General features: G+C 64.2%; 12 protein-coding genes. All 12 read left to right on the top strand.

The annotated features are described in order from the left end of the window. The first annotated feature begins 180 nt into the window (after positions 1-180). The 12 genes from AAV94_RS06300 to AAV94_RS06250 all read left to right on the top strand — a co-directional run bounded on the left by AAV94_RS06300 (position 181) and on the right by AAV94_RS06250 (position 15,559). Positions 181-903 (top strand): response regulator transcription factor, encoded by a 723-nt coding sequence (locus AAV94_RS06300; protein ID WP_046741494.1) that lies wholly within the window; start codon positions 181-183, stop codon positions 901-903. Continuing rightward, entirely contained in the window at positions 900-2,234 is a 1,335-nt protein-coding gene (locus AAV94_RS06295) for a sensor histidine kinase (protein ID WP_046741493.1), read from the top strand. Before AAV94_RS06300 ends, AAV94_RS06295 begins: the two co-directional genes overlap by 4 nt. Positions 2,235-2,348: 114 nt before the next feature. Next, positions 2,349-3,545 (top strand): amino acid aminotransferase, encoded by a 1,197-nt coding sequence (locus AAV94_RS06290; RefSeq protein ID WP_197408030.1) that lies wholly within the window; start codon positions 2,349-2,351, stop codon positions 3,543-3,545. A 233-nt stretch (positions 3,546-3,778) separates the two neighbouring features. Beyond that, positions 3,779-5,044, top strand: a complete 1,266-nt coding sequence (locus AAV94_RS06285; RefSeq protein ID WP_046741491.1) for an MFS transporter — start codon at positions 3,779-3,781, stop codon at positions 5,042-5,044. 163 nt (positions 5,045-5,207) lie between these two features. Further along, positions 5,208-6,932 carry an alkaline phosphatase D family protein gene (locus AAV94_RS06280; RefSeq protein ID WP_084824783.1) on the top strand — a complete coding sequence of 575 codons (1,725 nt, stop codon included), beginning with the start codon at positions 5,208-5,210 and terminating at the stop codon, positions 6,930-6,932. Positions 6,933-7,168: 236 nt separating this feature from the next. Next, on the top strand, positions 7,169-8,917 hold the full coding sequence (gene cydD / locus AAV94_RS06275) for a thiol reductant ABC exporter subunit CydD (protein ID WP_046741489.1): 1,749 nt from the start codon (positions 7,169-7,171) through the stop codon (positions 8,915-8,917). After that, complete coding sequence (locus AAV94_RS06270; protein WP_231731268.1) at positions 8,914-10,701, top strand: amino acid ABC transporter ATP-binding/permease protein; 1,788 nt, start codon at positions 8,914-8,916, stop codon at positions 10,699-10,701. Before cydD ends, AAV94_RS06270 begins: the two co-directional genes overlap by 4 nt. Positions 10,702-10,885: 184 nt before the next feature. Further along, positions 10,886-12,484, top strand: a complete 1,599-nt coding sequence (locus tag AAV94_RS06265) for a cytochrome ubiquinol oxidase subunit I (protein WP_046741488.1) — start codon at positions 10,886-10,888, stop codon at positions 12,482-12,484. 20 nt (positions 12,485-12,504) lie between these two features. Further along, complete coding sequence (gene cydB / locus AAV94_RS06260) at positions 12,505-13,662, top strand: cytochrome d ubiquinol oxidase subunit II (RefSeq protein ID WP_046741487.1); 1,158 nt, start codon at positions 12,505-12,507, stop codon at positions 13,660-13,662. 76 nt (positions 13,663-13,738) lie between these two features. Further along, on the top strand, positions 13,739-13,849 hold the full coding sequence (gene cydX / locus AAV94_RS14610) for a cytochrome bd-I oxidase subunit CydX (protein ID WP_084824782.1): 111 nt from the start codon (positions 13,739-13,741) through the stop codon (positions 13,847-13,849). A 204-nt stretch (positions 13,850-14,053) separates the two neighbouring features. Beyond that, positions 14,054-14,563, top strand: coding sequence for a transposase (locus AAV94_RS15290; RefSeq protein ID WP_269430765.1), 510 nt, complete (start codon positions 14,054-14,056; stop codon positions 14,561-14,563). Beyond that, positions 14,451-15,559, top strand: a protein-coding gene (locus AAV94_RS06250) for an IS3 family transposase (RefSeq protein ID WP_407927308.1) whose coding sequence is annotated in 2 segments (ribosomal slippage) — positions 14,451-14,655 and positions 14,655-15,559 — 1,110 coding nt in all. Because the reading frame shifts where the segments join, the coding sequence is not laid out codon by codon here. The genes AAV94_RS15290 and AAV94_RS06250 overlap by 113 nt, the downstream gene beginning before the upstream one ends. Positions 15,560-15,586: the final 27 nt, after the last annotated feature.

The following is a 15,586-nucleotide window of genomic DNA, read 5'->3' as shown; positions in this document are numbered from 1 at the left end:
CAGTGCCAACGAAGCATAGAATGAGAACGCGACGCAAGCGCGCCTTGGAACCCGTGCCCGCATGTGCGCAACGGCATCCCGATGGATGGCGGGCTGATGCATTGCAGGCCGTTGCGGTTCGCCGCTACACCAGGGCATTGACAGCGCCACTCCCCCGCCCACCTTCCTTCTGATTGCGCCATGGTCACCGCTTGCCCGCTGCTCCGCCCCATTCTGATCGTCGAAGACGAACGCGCCATTGCCGAGAATCTGCGCGCGACCTTCGCGTCCGAAGGCATGGCGGGCGATACGGCCCACAGCGCGGCGGCGGCGCTGCGCCTGTTGGCACAAAACACCTACGACCTGATTGTTCTTGACATCGGCCTGCCGGACATGGACGGCCATCAGCTTCTGCGCCTGCTGCGTGAGCAGCTGCAGCTTGCCACGCCGGTGCTGGTGTTGACCGCGCGCACGGCCCTCGAAGACAAGATCGCCAGCTTCACCACCGGAGCGGATGACTATCTGACCAAGCCATTTGCGCTCGAAGAGCTGCTGTTGCGTGCACAGGCCCTGATGCGTCGCTCCCTGCAGCTATCGGAAGATGCATTCGTGTTGCGCCACGGCCCGCTGGAGATGGCACCGGGCCACCGCCGCGTCACCGCCTACGGCCAGGAAGTGCGGCTGACGCGCAAAAGCCTGCTGCTGCTCGAATGGCTGATGCGCTACGCTGGCCGCGTCGTGCCGCGCGAGAAGCTCCACGCGGTCCTCTGGCACGGCGAAGTGCCATCCGAAGAAGCCCTGCGCAGTCAGGTGCACCTGCTTCGCAAGGCGCTGCACGTGCATGGCTACGACGGCATCGAGACCGTGCATGGCGTCGGCTGGCGACTGGCCGAGGCCGACACGCAAGCTGCCCCGCTGCCATGAAACGCCGCTCCCGCCGCTCGATCGGCTCGCGCATCACGTGGACGCTGGCTGTGCTGATGTGCGCAGCGGTGTCGCTGACCGCAGCCGTGAGCTTTCAGGTCTATCGCAACGTGGAGGAGGCCATGATCGTGCGGCTCATCCAGAGCGAATTCGACCGCATCGCCTCGCGCTTTTCCCGCTTCGGCAAGGGCTGGCAGCAGCCGCTGGAGCGCAACATGGGGCCCTCAATGTTCGCATGGGGCGAATCCGCGCGCTATCCCGTGCCTTCAGTGCCCGATGAAGTGCGCATCCTGCCCAACGGCCTGCACCGCATTCCCTATGAGGGCAGCACATGGTTCGTGCAGGCCGGCGACGTCATGGACGGGCGGCTCTACGTGGTCTACGACTCGGGTGTACTCAAGCAGCAGACCCATCACTTTGCGATGGCACTGCTGGCGATCGTGCTGGTGTTCTCCTGCCTGGCAATTGTGGCCAGCGCCATCGTGGCACGCTGGCTGGTCAATCCGCTGAAGCTGCTCAGCGAGCGGCTGGACCGCTGGGCACCAGGCAAGCCCTCGGACACCACGATTCGCAACGAGGCGGACCGTTTGATGGATGCCTTCAGTCGCGTGCAGGACCAGGTGGATGCAGCAATCGCCGATCAGCGCGAGTTTTCCGCCAACCTGCACCATGAAATCCGCACACCGCTGACCATCATCCAGAGCGACGCCGAACTGCTGCTGCGCCGCATTGGTGCCGCCGACACCGCCGCAGCCGAGCGCCTGCGGCGCATTTCCGCCTCGGTCAAGGACATCACGCAGGCGCTCGAAGCGACCTACAGCCTGACCCATGCGGAGACGACGCCGCCAGAACTGCTGTCGCTGCATGAATGCGTCAACGATGCGGTGCAGAGCCTGCAGGCGCAGGCCGACGCCGCGGAGCTTGCCATCGTCAATGCGGTCGATGCAAGGCATGTCCAGACACTGGCGCGCCACGCCCTGATGACGGTCACGCGCAACATTCTGCGCAACGCCATCCTGCATGCCGCGCCTGCCCGGCTCGTGATCGTGTCGATTCCGCAGGGTCTGCAGTTCACCGACAGCGGCCCCGGCATCGATGCCGAAGAACTGCCCCATATCTTCGAGCGCTACTTCAGCAAGCGCCGCAGCGATGCGCGTGGCTCCGCCTCGCCTGGCTTGGACCGTACCGGCCTGGGCCTGGCCATCGCCAGCCGCGTCTGCGCCACGCAAGGCTGGCAGCTGGGCGTGCAGTCGCCCGTAGAAAACGGCCGAGGTACGCGCTTTACGCTGCGCTTTGGCCCGCACCAGCCGAAAGGCGGGCCGCCCGTTTAGCCCCCATTCACGATTCCTTCAGGCGTTGCGTTATCCCACCAGCATTTGTGCCGCTGGCTGCCTACAATTGGCAATTTGCGCGTTTCAGGAGATCGCATGTCCGCCGCCTCGTCCATCTTCGCCCACGTTCCAGCCTATGGCGGAGACCCCATTCTTTCGCTGATGGAAGCGTTCCAGCACGATCCGCGGCCGGAAAAGGTCAGCCTCAGCATTGGCCTGTATTTCGACGAGCAGGGGCGCGTGCCCGTGCTGGAGGCGGTGCGGCGCGCCGAAGCGGCCGTCGTGCAGGAGGCAACGCCGCGGGTCTATCTTCCAATGGAAGGCGCCGCCGATTTCCGCGCTGCCGTGCAGGAGCTGGTGTTCGGCACGGGCAGCCCGGCCATTGCCGCGCAGCGCATTGCCACCATTCAGACGCTGGGCGGCTCCGGCGCCCTCAAGGTGGGGGCCGATTTCCTTCAGCGCTACTTTCCGGAAAGTGGCGTGTGGGTCAGCGACCCGACGTGGGAGAACCACGTGGCGATCTTCGAGGGTGCCGGGTTCTCCGTTGCGACCTATCCCTACTATGACGCCGCCACCGGTGCGCTCGCGCTGCCAGCCATGCTCGCAGCCCTGCGCGCGCTGCCGCGAGGCAGCATTGTCGTGCTGCATGCCAGCTGCCATAACCCGACGGGTGTGGATCTGACGCGTGCGCAGTGGCAACAAATCATCCCGGTACTGCTGGAGGGGGGCTTGATCCCCTTCATCGACATGGCCTACCAGGGTTTTGGCGACGGACTGGACGAGGATGCCTGGATTGTGCGAGCCCTGACCGAAGCGGGCGCGCAGTGCTTCGTGGCAAACTCCTTTTCCAAGAGCTTCTCGCTCTACGGCGAACGCTGCGGCGGCCTCAGCGTTGTCTGCAACGACGCTGCCACGGCACAGACCGTACTCGGCCAGCTCAAGGCTGCCGTGCGCCGCAACTACTCATCGCCGCCCCTGCATGGCGCGCGCATCGTCACGCACGTGCTGCAGAACGCGCCATTGCGGCAGCTGTGGGAGCAGGATCTGGCCACGATGCGCCAGCGCATCAAGGCCATGCGTGCACAGCTGCACGCCGCGCTGACGCAGCATTTCGGCGGACAGCGCAACGTCGATTATTTCCTCACGCAGCGCGGCATGTTCAGCTACACCGGCCTGTCGCCGGCGCAAGTCGAGCGCCTGCGCCAGGAGTATGCCGTGTACCTCGTGGGATCGGGCCGCATGTGCATGTGCGGGCTGACCGAGGGCAATGTCGCCTACGTCGCCGATGCCATCGCCAAGGTCATGGAGTAACGCCGCCGGCGAAGGCAGGCCTGCTGCGTTGCGCAGGCGACAGGCGCGCACGCACCACCGCGCGTAAGCTGTGGCACCCGGAACCTGTTGACGACCATCACATACCCCGCAATGCCCGCTTGCGGTCTGCGCCTTGCGTCGCTATCGCCTGACGGGGCAATGCAGCGAATGCGTGCGCCACGTGACGAGACGGTCGCTTCACAACACCTATTCCATTTGAGCAGCGCCACGCCATGTCCGCAACCTCCCCCTGCACCACCGTCATGTCGCCCAGACTGGCCTGGCTCCTGTTGCTGACCCTGGTCAGCGCCTTTGCGCTCAGTCAGGCCTACCGCACGGTGGCAGGCATCCTGTCCGTGCCGCTGATCGCCGATTTCGGCCTGAGTGCCCAACAAATGGGCATGGTGGCCGCCGCGTTCCATTTCGCGTTCGGTGGCCTGCAGCTAGTCATGGGCATCGGCATCGACATGTTTGGCATTCGGCGCACGATTCTGGCTGCCTTCCCGCTGGCGATCCTCGGGGCTGCGCTGTCGGCGCTGGCGCCGTCGTTCCTCACGTTGATAGCCGGCCAGGCACTGATCGGCGTGGGATGTGCGCCCGCCTTCCTGGTCTGCACGGTATTCGTGGCACGCCATTTCCCGCCGCAACGCTTCGCCGCCATGCAGGGTGTTGCGCTGGGCCTGGGCGGCCTGGGACTGATCGCTACCGGCACGCCCCTGGCGTGGCTGGTTCAGCACTACGGCTGGCGCATGGCTTACTGGGTGTTGTGTGCCACCAGCGTGCTGGTGTGGCTGTTGATCTTCACCCGCGTGCGCCTGCCCGCCGAAACCGCGGCAGACACGCAGGCGGCGCGCCCAACGTCGCTGTGGGACGCACTCCAAAGCTATGGGGTGCTGCTACGCATGCCCCACACTGCGGGCATTTTGTCGCTGGTATTCGTTGGCTATGCGGCATTCATTACCCTGCGCGGACTGTGGCTTGCGCCTTACTTGAGCGATCGGTTCGGCCAGTCGCTGATCTTCAGTGGCAATGTGGCGCTGACCTTATCGGTCATCGCACTGTTTGCGCCCAGCTTGTTCGGGCGGCTTGATCCCGGCGACGACCAGCGCCGCAAGTGGCTGGCGGGTTTTCCCTGGGCGCTGGTAGCGCTGTTCGCCCTGCTGGCATTCACGCAGCATCTGACAGTGGCCGTTGGCACCATCCTCGCGATAGCGGTGTGCATGGGGGCGACGGTGTGGCAGTACGCCGATGTGCGCATCAGCTATCCCTCCCACATGGTGGGCCGCGCCATGGCCCTGTTCACGATGTCGATGTTCCTGGGAATTGCGGTGATGCAGTCAGTCACAGGCGCAGCCGCCGGCTGGTCACTGGCACAGGGCCTCGACAAGTACATGGCGGTATTCGGCACCATTGCCGCCCTGCTCGCGGCCGGATCGTGCGGCTACATCCTGCTGCCCAAGCCACGCCAGACCGCCTCGGACCACGGCGCTGCGCACTAGCGACTGCCCCGGCGCGCGCCAGGCGCCGCCCATTCCCCTGCGCGGCGCCCTTCAGGCGACAAGCGTTGCGGCGTCAAGAGACTGACATACATGGCCTCTAGAGTGACAAGCGGAAGCGCCCAGTCCCGTTGGTGCGCCGCTGCCCACCCCACGATCGACCGCCATGACCATCACCTCACGCCGGGAATTCATCATCCGGATCGGCTCTGCCTCCGCCGCGCTGGCCAGCGGCCCGCTGCTTTCTGCCTGCGGAGGTGGCTCCGATGAATCCGACACACTGCCCGTGCGGTTCGACTATGGCGTTGCCAGCGGTGACCCGCTGGCCGACCGTGTGATCCTGTGGACACATGCCAAGCATGGTGACTTCGACGCACCGTCGCAGGCCATCCTTCTGGATTGGGAAGTCGCCGAGGACGCAGCCTTCAGCCAAGTGGTCGCCCGCGGGCAGGTCACCGCCGAGCCCGCTGCCGGCCACACTGCCAAGGTGGATGCCACCGGCCTGCGAGCGGGCACCGACTACTACTATCGCTTCGTTGCCGGAACCAGCATTTCCCCGGTCGGCCGCACCCGCACGCTGCCTGCGGCCGACGTGGAGAACGTCAAACTGGCGGTCTTCAGCTGCGCCAACTATCCTGCGGGTTACTTCCACGTCTACACCGAGGCGGTGCGCCAGGGCGCGCAATACGCGATACATCTGGGCGACTATATCTACGAGTACGCCGCGGACGGCTACGCTTCAGGCGATGCGCAGGCGCTGGGCCGCGTGGTACAGCCCACACATGAGATCCTCACGCTCGACGACTACCGCCGCCGTTACGCGCAGTACCGATCAGACCCGGACCTGAAGCAGCTGCACGCCAGTATGCCGATGATCGCCGTCTGGGATGACCACGAAATCAGCAACAACACCTGGCGTGAAGGTGCGGAAAACCATACCGAAGGTGCAGAGAGCCGCTTTGTCGACCGGCTGGCTGCGGCGCTGCAGGCCTACCACGAATGGCTGCCGATACGCACCGCCGCTTCCGGGGACCACAAAGAGATCTGGCGCAGCTTCGACTTTGGCAACCTGCTTTCGCTGCACATGCTCGACACGCGCATCGCCGCGCGCGAGAAGCAGATCAGCTTGGCCGAACTTGCCAGTCCGCAAACGGCCACCCAGGCGCTGGCGCGGCTGGCCTCGCCGCAACGCACGCTGCTTGGACACGTCCAGCAGCAATGGCTGGCACAGCAGCTGGCGGCTTCCCAGGCGAGATGGCAGGTACTGGGCCAGCAGGTGCTGATGGCACGGATGCAGGTGCCCGTCTCCATCTTGCGGCATCTCAATCCGGAGTCGCTTGATCCCGCCGCATTGCCGGCAGCGATGCAGGCCATCGAAGCCTATCTGCGCGCCCGCGCCATCGCCGCGCAAGCGCCGCAGATGCTGACCGACGAGCAGCGCGCTCTGCTTGATCCGACTACCAACCCGAAGCTTGGTTACAACCTCGACGCATGGGACGGCTATCCGGCCGCACGCGAGGCTGTGCTGCAGACGGCGCACCAGCTGGGCAAGCCACTGCTGGTGCTCGCAGGCGATACCCACAACGCGTGGCACAGTGACCTGACGCTAATGGATGGCACCAAAGTCGGTGAGGAATTTGCCACGTCCAGCGTCAGCTCGCCCGGTTTCGAGGAGTACCTGCACATGTTTGCCCCTGCGCAACTCCAAGCGCTGTTCGTGGACCTCATTGACGACCTGCAATATCTCAATGCCCACCAGCGGGGCCTGCTGCTGATGGACTTCACCCATCGCACGGCGACCGGACACTGGATCTTCGTGGATACGGTCAAATCGCGCAGCTACGCGGCTGTGCGCGGGCACTCGGCTGCGTTCATAGAGCCAGCGCCCTGACCAGCCAGCGTTGCCTTGCTGCCTCCAGCGCCGCGAGGCGGACACATTCCACGCGCTGACGCTCACGCCCTGTCTCAGGGTGGTCTCTCTGCGCATGCGTGACACGCAGGTGACAGCAGCGCCGTCGCCACGTCGCTGTTCAGCGAGGATCCCGAGCGATCCACTGGGCGAAGCCAATGTAAACATTGTGTGTATTGCTACAATTTCAGTAATTCCTGAAATTGCACCAATTCATCATGAACAGCAGTTCCCCCCGCGCATCGTGGCATTACGCCCTGCAAGGCGTGGCTGCGCTCGTGTGGATCGCACAGGCCTGGCTGATCGCCGGCACCATTGCCGACTTGATGGATTACGAAGTCGGTGGCGCACTGGCGGCTGCCGATGTGCTGACGCCGATCTGGCAGGCTGCCCTCGCGGTGGCCTTGCTGGGCTTACTGCGCGCCGCCCTGGAGTACTGGGGGGTGCGCGCCACTTATGGGCACGCGCGTCGCACCCTGACGGCCTTGCGCAAGGCGTTGGGGGAGCGCCTTCGCAACACATCCCCGCTGGACGCGCGGCGCCCACCCTCCGGACAGATCACCAGCGCCTGGATGGAACAGGCCGAGGCAGTGGTGCCCTGGCTGGCACGCTACCAGGCAGCGCAGTGGCGCGTGATGATTGCCACGCCAGTGATTTTGCTGTTCGTGGCCTGGCATAGCTGGGTCGCTGCGCTGTTGCTGCTGCTGGCCGCGCCCCTGATTCCGCTGTTCATGGCGATCATTGGCTGGCGCGCCCAGGCCATCAGCGAAGAGCAGCTGGAAGTGCTCGGCCAACTGCACGGTCACCTGCTGGAGCGGCTGCGCGGGTTGCCCACACTGCGCGCCATGCGTGCCGTGGATGCCACAGCCGCTCGCCTGACCGCGCTGGGCCAGCGCGTGGCCCGCAAGACCATGCGCGTGCTGCGCGTAGCCATGCTCTCGTCCGCGGTGCTGGAGCTTTTCTCCGCGTTGGGAGTGGCACTGGTTGCGGTCTACGTCGGCTTTCACCTTTTGGGGCAGTTGCCATTTGGTGCCTGGAACGGCCGACTGAGTCTGCATGCCGGCCTGTTCGTGCTGATGCTGGCGCCGGCATTCTTCGAACCATTGCGCGAACTCTCTGCGGTCTGGCATGACCGTGCCAACGGCAAGGCCGCCGTGCAGACCATGCAGACACTGCTTGACGGGCTGGCACCGATGGTCGACAACGGCCCTCCCGCAGCCGGCGCCGAAGTCACTGTGCCCGCCGTGACCGATCCCCGCAACGCTCCCCAGGTCGAGCTGCAAGGCGTGCGCCCGGCGCTGGCGCCAGCCGCAGAACAGCACAACGCGCTGGCGCACCGTCACAGCCTCACGGTCAGCATTCCTGCTGGCGCGCACGTCGCCGTCACCGGCCCAAGCGGCAGTGGCAAAAGCATGTTGCTGGCCCTGGTGGCAGGTCTGGTGGCGGCTGAGCGTGGCGAGGTGCGCATCGGCGGAATTCCTCTGACTGCGCACAGTGCGCCCGTGCTGCGCCAGCGCATGGGGTGGCTGGGTGCACAGCCCCACTTCGTCAGCGGCTCTCTGCAGCGCAATCTGCATTGGGGTGACAGTGCCGACCCTGCTGCCGACGCGCGCACGCTGCAGGCAGTGGGACTGGAGCATCTCGCCGGTCGCAGGCTTGGCGAGGCTGGCAGCGGACTGTCGGGGGGCGAGGCGCTTCGACTGGCACTGGCTCGCCTGCAGCTGCATGCCGGCTGCGATCTGCTCCTGCTCGACGAGCCCACCGCACATCTGGACGGCGAAACCGCCGCATTGGTGCGCGCCACCATCATGCGACTGGCGATCGGCAAGACCCTGCTGGTCGCCACGCACGATCCCCTGCTGATGGCGGCGCTGCCTTACACGCTCACACTCGACGGGCATGGGCACGCCCAGTTGCTCGGCCCGGCGCACGGCCATGCTGCGCAAAGTCCGGAGGTGCAAGCATGAAACCCACCCATGTCAATGCTCACGCCACGCTGGCGTCCCCACGCGACAGAGGCCACAAGCGCCGCGCCATGGCGCAACTGCTGCGCGCCCTGTTTGAGAAACGCACGCCACGCATGCTGATGGGCTTAGTCATGGCTTGCTGCACGGCGCTGGCCGGCGCCTTGCTGCTGGGCGTGTCCGGCTGGTTCATCACCGGCACGGCGATTGCGGGGCTGAGCGTCAGTACCGCGCTGGCATTCGACATTTTTGCCCCTTCGGCAAGCATTCGGCTGCTGGCGCTAGGACGCACGGGCTCGCGCTATGCCGAGCGGGTTGTGACGCATTCGGCCACCCTCAATGCGCTGGTTGGCGTGCGCGAGAGGCTGTTTCGCAGCTTTGGCAGAGCGGGCATTGACCAGCGTCCTCTGTGGCAGCTGCAGCCTTCACGCTTGCTGCTGCGCCTTACGCGCGATCTGAATGCGGCCGAGTCGCTGTATCTGCGTCTGCTTGTGCCCAGCTGTGCGGCGCTGGTGGCCTCGTTGGGCATCAGCGCATGGCTGGCCTACCACAACCCGTGGCTGGGCCTGGCCTGCCTGCTCTGGCTGCTGGCGGCAGGTACCGGCATCACGTGGTGGCTGCTGCGCGCCACCACGAAACTGACGCTGCATCAGTCGCGGCACGCCGAACAGCTGCGCCGCCACGCGCTGGACATCACCACCGGGCAGGCCGAGCTGACCATGGCGGGGCGCTTGGGTCTCTGGCTGGAGCGCCTGACCGGTAAGGAGGCGCATCTGGCCGATCTGGATGCGCGCCTGCAGCGATGTGACGCCATCGCCGCTGCAGCCTGGCAGGCCATGCACGGGCTGACCATGGCCGCAGCCGTGGCAGTCGCTGCTTGGCTGGTGCTGGTGCAGCAAGTGCCCGTTGCCACCGCCGCGTTCTTCGTGCTGATGGCGCTGGCAGCGATGGAGCCATTTGCCGCCATGCGCCGCGGCGCGATGGAATGGGCGACCACGCTACTGGCCGCGCGCCGGCTGCACCAACCGCTGGCCGATGCCCCCACCACCGCAGCCGAAACGGCCATCGGCACCACCGACATCAATGGGCTGTTGCAGCTGCCCCGCCCCGCACCCGGGCTGGCGGTGCAAATGCGCGCTGCCAGCGTACCTGGCAGCGACGGCAGCTTGCGTTTGGCCGAGCTCAGCCTGGACGTTGCCTGCGGCGAGACCGTTGCCATTGTCGGCGCCAGCGGCAGCGGCAAGTCTACGCTGCTCGGATTGATTGCTGGAGAGCTTGCCGCCGCGCAGGGCATCGTGCGCGCCCTGCCCTGCGTGGCCCTGCCGCAACAGACTGTGCTCTTTAGCGACAGCGTCCGCGCCAATCTTGATCTGCAGCAGCGCCAGCCCGATGACGCCACCCTGTGGGCCGCATTGCAGCAAGCCGGCCTGCGCGATGCGATTGCTGCGCGCAGTCGGGGGCTGGACGAAATCCTGGGCGAGGCCGGTCTGGGCCTGTCCAAGGGACAGGCGCGCCGACTTGCCCTGGCACGCCTGTTTCTGACCGATTGCAGCTTCTGGCTGCTTGACGAGCCCACCGATGGACTGGATGCGGACACCGCTGCCGATGTACTCGCTCGCCTGGCGCAGGCGCTGGAAGGCAGGACCTGCATCCTTGCCACCCATCTGCGCCGCGAGGCAGCGCTGGCCACACGGCTGGTGGTACTGCACCACGGGCGCATTGCACGGCACGTGGTGCGCGGCACCGCCGCGTTCGATCAGGTGCTGCAGGGTCTGCGCGGGGACTGAACGATGACCCGATTTTCCTGCCCCACATTTCCCAACCCCACTACGTCATTGAAGAGGTGAATGCCATGACATGCCCGCCACACCAACTTTTCAAGCCCTGAATCACGCACCGGCACTAGGCTGCGACCGGATGCGTCTGTCCCGGCTTTCATCGCTCCATTCTTTTCATTGAAAGGTCTCCCCCATGGATCTCGACATCGTTGGCCTATCGCGGCTGCAATTTGCAGCGACTGCGATGTACCACTTTTTATTCGTGCCGTTGACGCTTGGCCTGTCCATCATGCTAGCGATCATGGAAACGGTTTACGTCATGACCAAGCGTCCTGTCTGGCGACAGATGACCAAGTTCTGGGGCACGCTGTTTGGCATTAACTTCGCCATCGGCGTGGCCACTGGCATCGTCATGGAGTTCCAGTTCGGCATGAATTGGAGCTACTATAGCCACTATGTTGGCGACATCTTCGGTGCGCCGCTGGCTATTGAAGGGCTGATGGCCTTCTTCCTGGAAGCCACGCTGGTCGGCCTGTTCTTCTTCGGCTGGGAGCGCCTGTCCAAGGTCAAGCATTTGCTGGTGACCTGGTTCATGGCGTTGGGCACCAACTTCTCGGCGTTGTGGATTCTGATTGCCAACGGCTGGATGCAAAATCCCACCGGTGCGGCGCTGAATCCTCAGACCATGCGCATGGAGGTGACGAGTTTCGCCGATGTGCTGTTCAATCCGGTGGCGCAGGCCAAGTTCGTGCACACCGTCTCGGCCGGCTATACGGTTGCGGCAATCTTCGTGCTCGGCGTGTCGGCGTGGTATCTGCTCAAGGGTCGGCACATCGACCTGGCCCGGCGTTCGATGACGGTGGCCGCCTCCTTCGGACTGGCCGCCTCGCTGTCGGTTGTGGTGCTGGGCGACGAGAGCGGCTACCTCTCGGGCGAGCACCAGAGCATGAAGCTGGCCGCCATTGAAGCCATGTGGGACACGCAGCCCGCACCCGCGTCGTTCACGGCCATCGGTTTTCCTGACCAGGAAGCGCGCGAAACCCACTACGCAGTGCACATTCCCTGGGTCATGGGCCTGATCGGCACACGCTCCCTGACCACCGAGATCCCGGGCATCAACAATCTGGTCGAACAGGCCAAGGGGCGCATTGCCAACGGCATCATCGCCTATGACGTGCTGGAGGATATCCGGGCCTTGGGCCACCAGCCCATTCCGGACGAACTGCGCGCACGCTTTGAAGCCCACAGCGGTGACCTGGGCCATGCGCTGCTGCTCAAGCGTTATGTCGACGACCCCCGCCAGGCTACGGCCGAACACATTGAGAAGGCAGCCTGGGACACCGTACCGCAAGTGGCACCGCTGTTCTGGACCTTCCGCATCATGGTTGGGCTGGGTTTCTTCTTCATCCTGCTGACGGCCGTGTTCTTCTGGTACTCGGCCCGCCACCGCCTCCACAACGTACCACGCTGGCTGCTGCACGTCGCTGTCTGGACCATCCCGCTGCCGTGGATTGCGGCTGAATGCGGTTGGTTCGTCGCCGAGTTCGGGCGCCAGCCCTGGGCCATCGAAGGCATTCTGCCGGTGGCCGTGGCAGTCTCCAACCTGAGCGCCAGCACCGTGCTGCTGACCTTGCTGGGATTCGTGGCGATCTACACGGTGCTGATCGTGGTCGAAATGAAACTGATGTTCAAGGCCGTGCGCAACGGCCCGCATCTGGATGCACAGGATCGTGAGGAAGTGCAGACTTCCCCCTACGCCTTGCCACAACACACCCCGGCTTCGGCCTCCTGAGCATTACGGAGAGACACACTATGATTCTTCACGAACTGATCAGTTACGACGTATTGCGCGTCATCTGGTGGCTGCTGCTAGGCATTCTGCTTGTCGGCTTTGCCTGTACCGATGGCTTTGACCTGGGCGTGGGCACGCTCGGGCCTTTTGTTGCACGAACCGACGTCGAGCGGCGCGTGGTGCTCAACACCACGGGGCCAGTGTGGGAAGGCAACCAGGTCTGGCTGATCCTGGGCGGCGGTGCCATCTTCGCCGCCTGGCCACAGCTGTACGCGGTGTCCTTCTCGGGGTTCTACCTGGCGATGTTCGCCATCCTGTTTGCGCTGATTCTGCGGCCCGTGGGCTTTAAGTACCGCAGCAAGATCGAGAACCCGACCTGGCGCAGCACCTGGGACTGGTGCCTGTTCATCGGTGGCTTCGTGCCTTCTCTGATCTTCGGTGTGGCCATCGGTAACGTGCTGCAGGGTGTGCCTTTCCGGCTTGAACCGGACATGCAGATCTATTACGACGGCACCTTCTTCGGCCTGCTCAATCCGTTTGCCATCCTCTGCGGATTGGTGTCGGTTGCCATGCTGACAGCGCATGGCGCTGCCTGGCTGCAAATGAAAACATCCGGCCAGGTGCAGGCGCGCAGCAGACGTTTCGGCATGATTGCCGCCTTGGTCACCCCAGTGCTGTATGTACTCGCCGGCATTCTGATGTGGCTGTTCGTCGACGGCTACCGCATTACCAGCGAAGTCATCACCACCGGTCCCTCCAACCCGATGATGAAGACCGCCGAAGGCGGCATCGCGCAGATGTGGTTTGCCAACTACGCCGCGGCCCCCATCCTCTGGCTGGTGCCGGCCATTGGCGTGCTCGGATCGCTGGCCGCGGCCTGGGGCTTTGCCAAGCGCAAGGAGCTCTTTACGCTGCTGGCTAACGGCGTGGGCATCGCAGGCATCATCCTCAGCGTGGGCGTGTCGATGTTCCCATTCATTCTGCCCTCGTCGATCCAGCCGCAGGCCAGCCTGACGGTGTGGGATGCATCCTCCAGCCACATGATCCTGTTCATCATGCTGGTGTGCACCATCATCTTCCTGCCCATCATCCTCGCCTACACCAGCTGGGTGTACTCGGTGATGCGCGGCAAGGTCGATGAAAAGGACATCAAAGAAGAGCGCGGCCACGCCTACTAGGGCGCAGGAGCCGCACACCCCTCCTGCCGCGCGGCCTGACCGGGCTGCGCGGGGACTTCATGAAAGGAATCTGAGAATGTGGTACTTCGCCTGGATACTGGGTCTTCCCGTTGCAGCATTTTTTGCTGTGCTCAACGCAATGTGGTTTGAAATGATGGAAGACGACGACAAGCACGCCAGCCGCTAAATGCGGTGGACCTGTGCGCATGACCGTAATGAAAAAGACCGCCGAGGCGGTCTTTTTCATTACGGCTGGCGAACTACTCAGTCCGCCCTGAACAACTCGCAAGCCCTTGATCTGATTGGCTGTTCTTCGAGTTGATGGGCGCGGGACTTGCAAGGTATGGTCTTGCCAGTGCCTGTTTTCTTGCAAATTTCTCCGGGGAGTCCGATGGGTCCGAAGCCTTCGCAGCCGCAAACGGGCGAACTGTTCCGCCCCCGACTGGACGAGCAGATCAACATGAAGCATCCGCTGGTCAGGCTGGGCGCGCTGATCGACTGGGCCGAGATCGAGCGCACGTTCGCGGTGTCGTTCACTTCGGGGCGCGGGCGGCCCGCCTTGGCGCCGCGCCTGGTCGCCGGGCTGCTGTACCTGCAGCACACCTTCGATGCCTCCGACGAGGCGGTGGTCAACACCTGGGTGGAGAACCCATACTGGCAGTTCTTCTGCGGCGAGACTGACCTGCCCCCTCACAGCCGTACCAATCGAATGGAAGTGAGGTCCGTCAACTTGGAGAATGACGGACATGAGGAAGAGTCGATTTACCGAGCAGCAGATCATTGGGTTCTTGAAGCAGGCCGAGTCAGGCCTGCCGGTCAAGGAGGTCTGCCGTCAAGGTGGGTTCAGCGAGCCCACGTTCTACAAGTGGCGAAGCAAGTACGGCGGCATGGAAGCCGATGAGGCCCGGCGCCTGAAGGACCTGGAGGTCGAGAACTCCAGGCTCAAGAAGTTGCTGGCAGAAGCTCATCTCGACCTTGAGGCGCTCAAGGTCGGCTTCGGGGTAAAGCGCTAGCCCCGCAAGACAAGCGCAAGGTCATCGCCAGGATGCTGGAGCAGACCCAGATCTCCGAGCGCAGGGCTTGCCGTCTTGTGGGGCTGTCGCGCGACGCCTGGCGCCATCCACCGCAGCTCGATGAGCACACGATGCGTCTGAACGAACGCATTCATGCAGTGGCCATGGAGCGCCGGCGCTTTGGGTATCGTCGTGTGCACGACATGCTGCGCAAAGAGTTTCCAGGCACCAATCACAAGAAGGTGTTTCGCCTGTATCGCGAGCAAGGCTTGGCCGTTCGTAAGCGCAACAAGGGCAAGAAGTACCGTGGTGAGCGCACGCCTTTGGTGGCCGCTGCCCGGGTCAATCAAACCTGGAGCCTGGACTTTGTCAGCGACTCGCTGTCCAACGGGCGCCGCATCAAATGCCTGACTATCGCCGATGACTTCACCCATGAGTGCGTCGACATCGCTGTGGACCTTTCCATGCCTGGGGCATACGTCGCTCGCATCCTCGAGCGGGCTGCAAGATTCAGGGGCTACCCAGAGGCCATCAGGACCGACAACGGCCCAGAGTTCACATGCCGAGCATTCATAGCCTGGATGCAGACACGAGGCATACAGCACATCCTGATTCAGCCAGGCAAGCCAACTCAAAACGCCTACATCGAGAGCTTCAACGGCAAGTTCAGGGATGAATGCCTCAATGAGAACTGGTTCGAATCCCTGGCCCAAGCCCGCGAGGTCATCGCCATCTGGCGCCAGGACTACAACGAGGTCCGACCGCACGGAACGATTGGCCGGATTTCTCCGGCTGAGTTCGCCGCCAAACACCGCAATCCCAACCCATCAACCACCGAGGCAGGATCAGTTAACCTACATACCCTTGGACCTCTCTCCAACTGATTGGTATGGCTGGAGGGGGCAGGTCAA

The sequence above is a fragment of the Lampropedia cohaerens genome (genome assembly GCF_001005215.1).
Classification (GTDB): domain Bacteria; phylum Pseudomonadota; class Gammaproteobacteria; order Burkholderiales; family Burkholderiaceae_C; genus Lampropedia; species Lampropedia cohaerens.
The sequence above is the reverse complement of the archived record's forward strand: the minus strand, read 5'-3'. Positions and strand labels throughout refer to the sequence as shown.

Excerpts from the sequence above, each read along its gene's own strand:
- AAV94_RS06300 (WP_046741494.1), top strand. The coding sequence starts at position 181 with ATGGTCACCGCTTGCCCGCTGCTCCGCCCCATTCTGATCGTCGAAGAC.
- AAV94_RS06295 (WP_046741493.1), top strand. The coding sequence starts at position 900 with ATGAAACGCCGCTCCCGCCGCTCGATCGGCTCGCGCATCACGTGGACG.
- AAV94_RS06285 (WP_046741491.1), top strand. The coding sequence starts at position 3,779 with ATGTCCGCAACCTCCCCCTGCACCACCGTCATGTCGCCCAGACTGGCC.
- AAV94_RS06280 (WP_084824783.1), top strand. The coding sequence starts at position 5,208 with ATGACCATCACCTCACGCCGGGAATTCATCATCCGGATCGGCTCTGCC.
- cydD (WP_046741489.1), top strand. The coding sequence starts at position 7,169 with ATGAACAGCAGTTCCCCCCGCGCATCGTGGCATTACGCCCTGCAAGGC.
- AAV94_RS06270 (WP_231731268.1), top strand. The coding sequence starts at position 8,914 with ATGAAACCCACCCATGTCAATGCTCACGCCACGCTGGCGTCCCCACGC.
- AAV94_RS06265 (WP_046741488.1), top strand. The coding sequence starts at position 10,886 with ATGGATCTCGACATCGTTGGCCTATCGCGGCTGCAATTTGCAGCGACT.
- cydB (WP_046741487.1), top strand. The coding sequence starts at position 12,505 with ATGATTCTTCACGAACTGATCAGTTACGACGTATTGCGCGTCATCTGG.
- cydX (WP_084824782.1), top strand. The coding sequence starts at position 13,739 with ATGTGGTACTTCGCCTGGATACTGGGTCTTCCCGTTGCAGCATTTTTT.
- AAV94_RS15290 (WP_269430765.1), top strand. The coding sequence starts at position 14,054 with ATGGGTCCGAAGCCTTCGCAGCCGCAAACGGGCGAACTGTTCCGCCCC.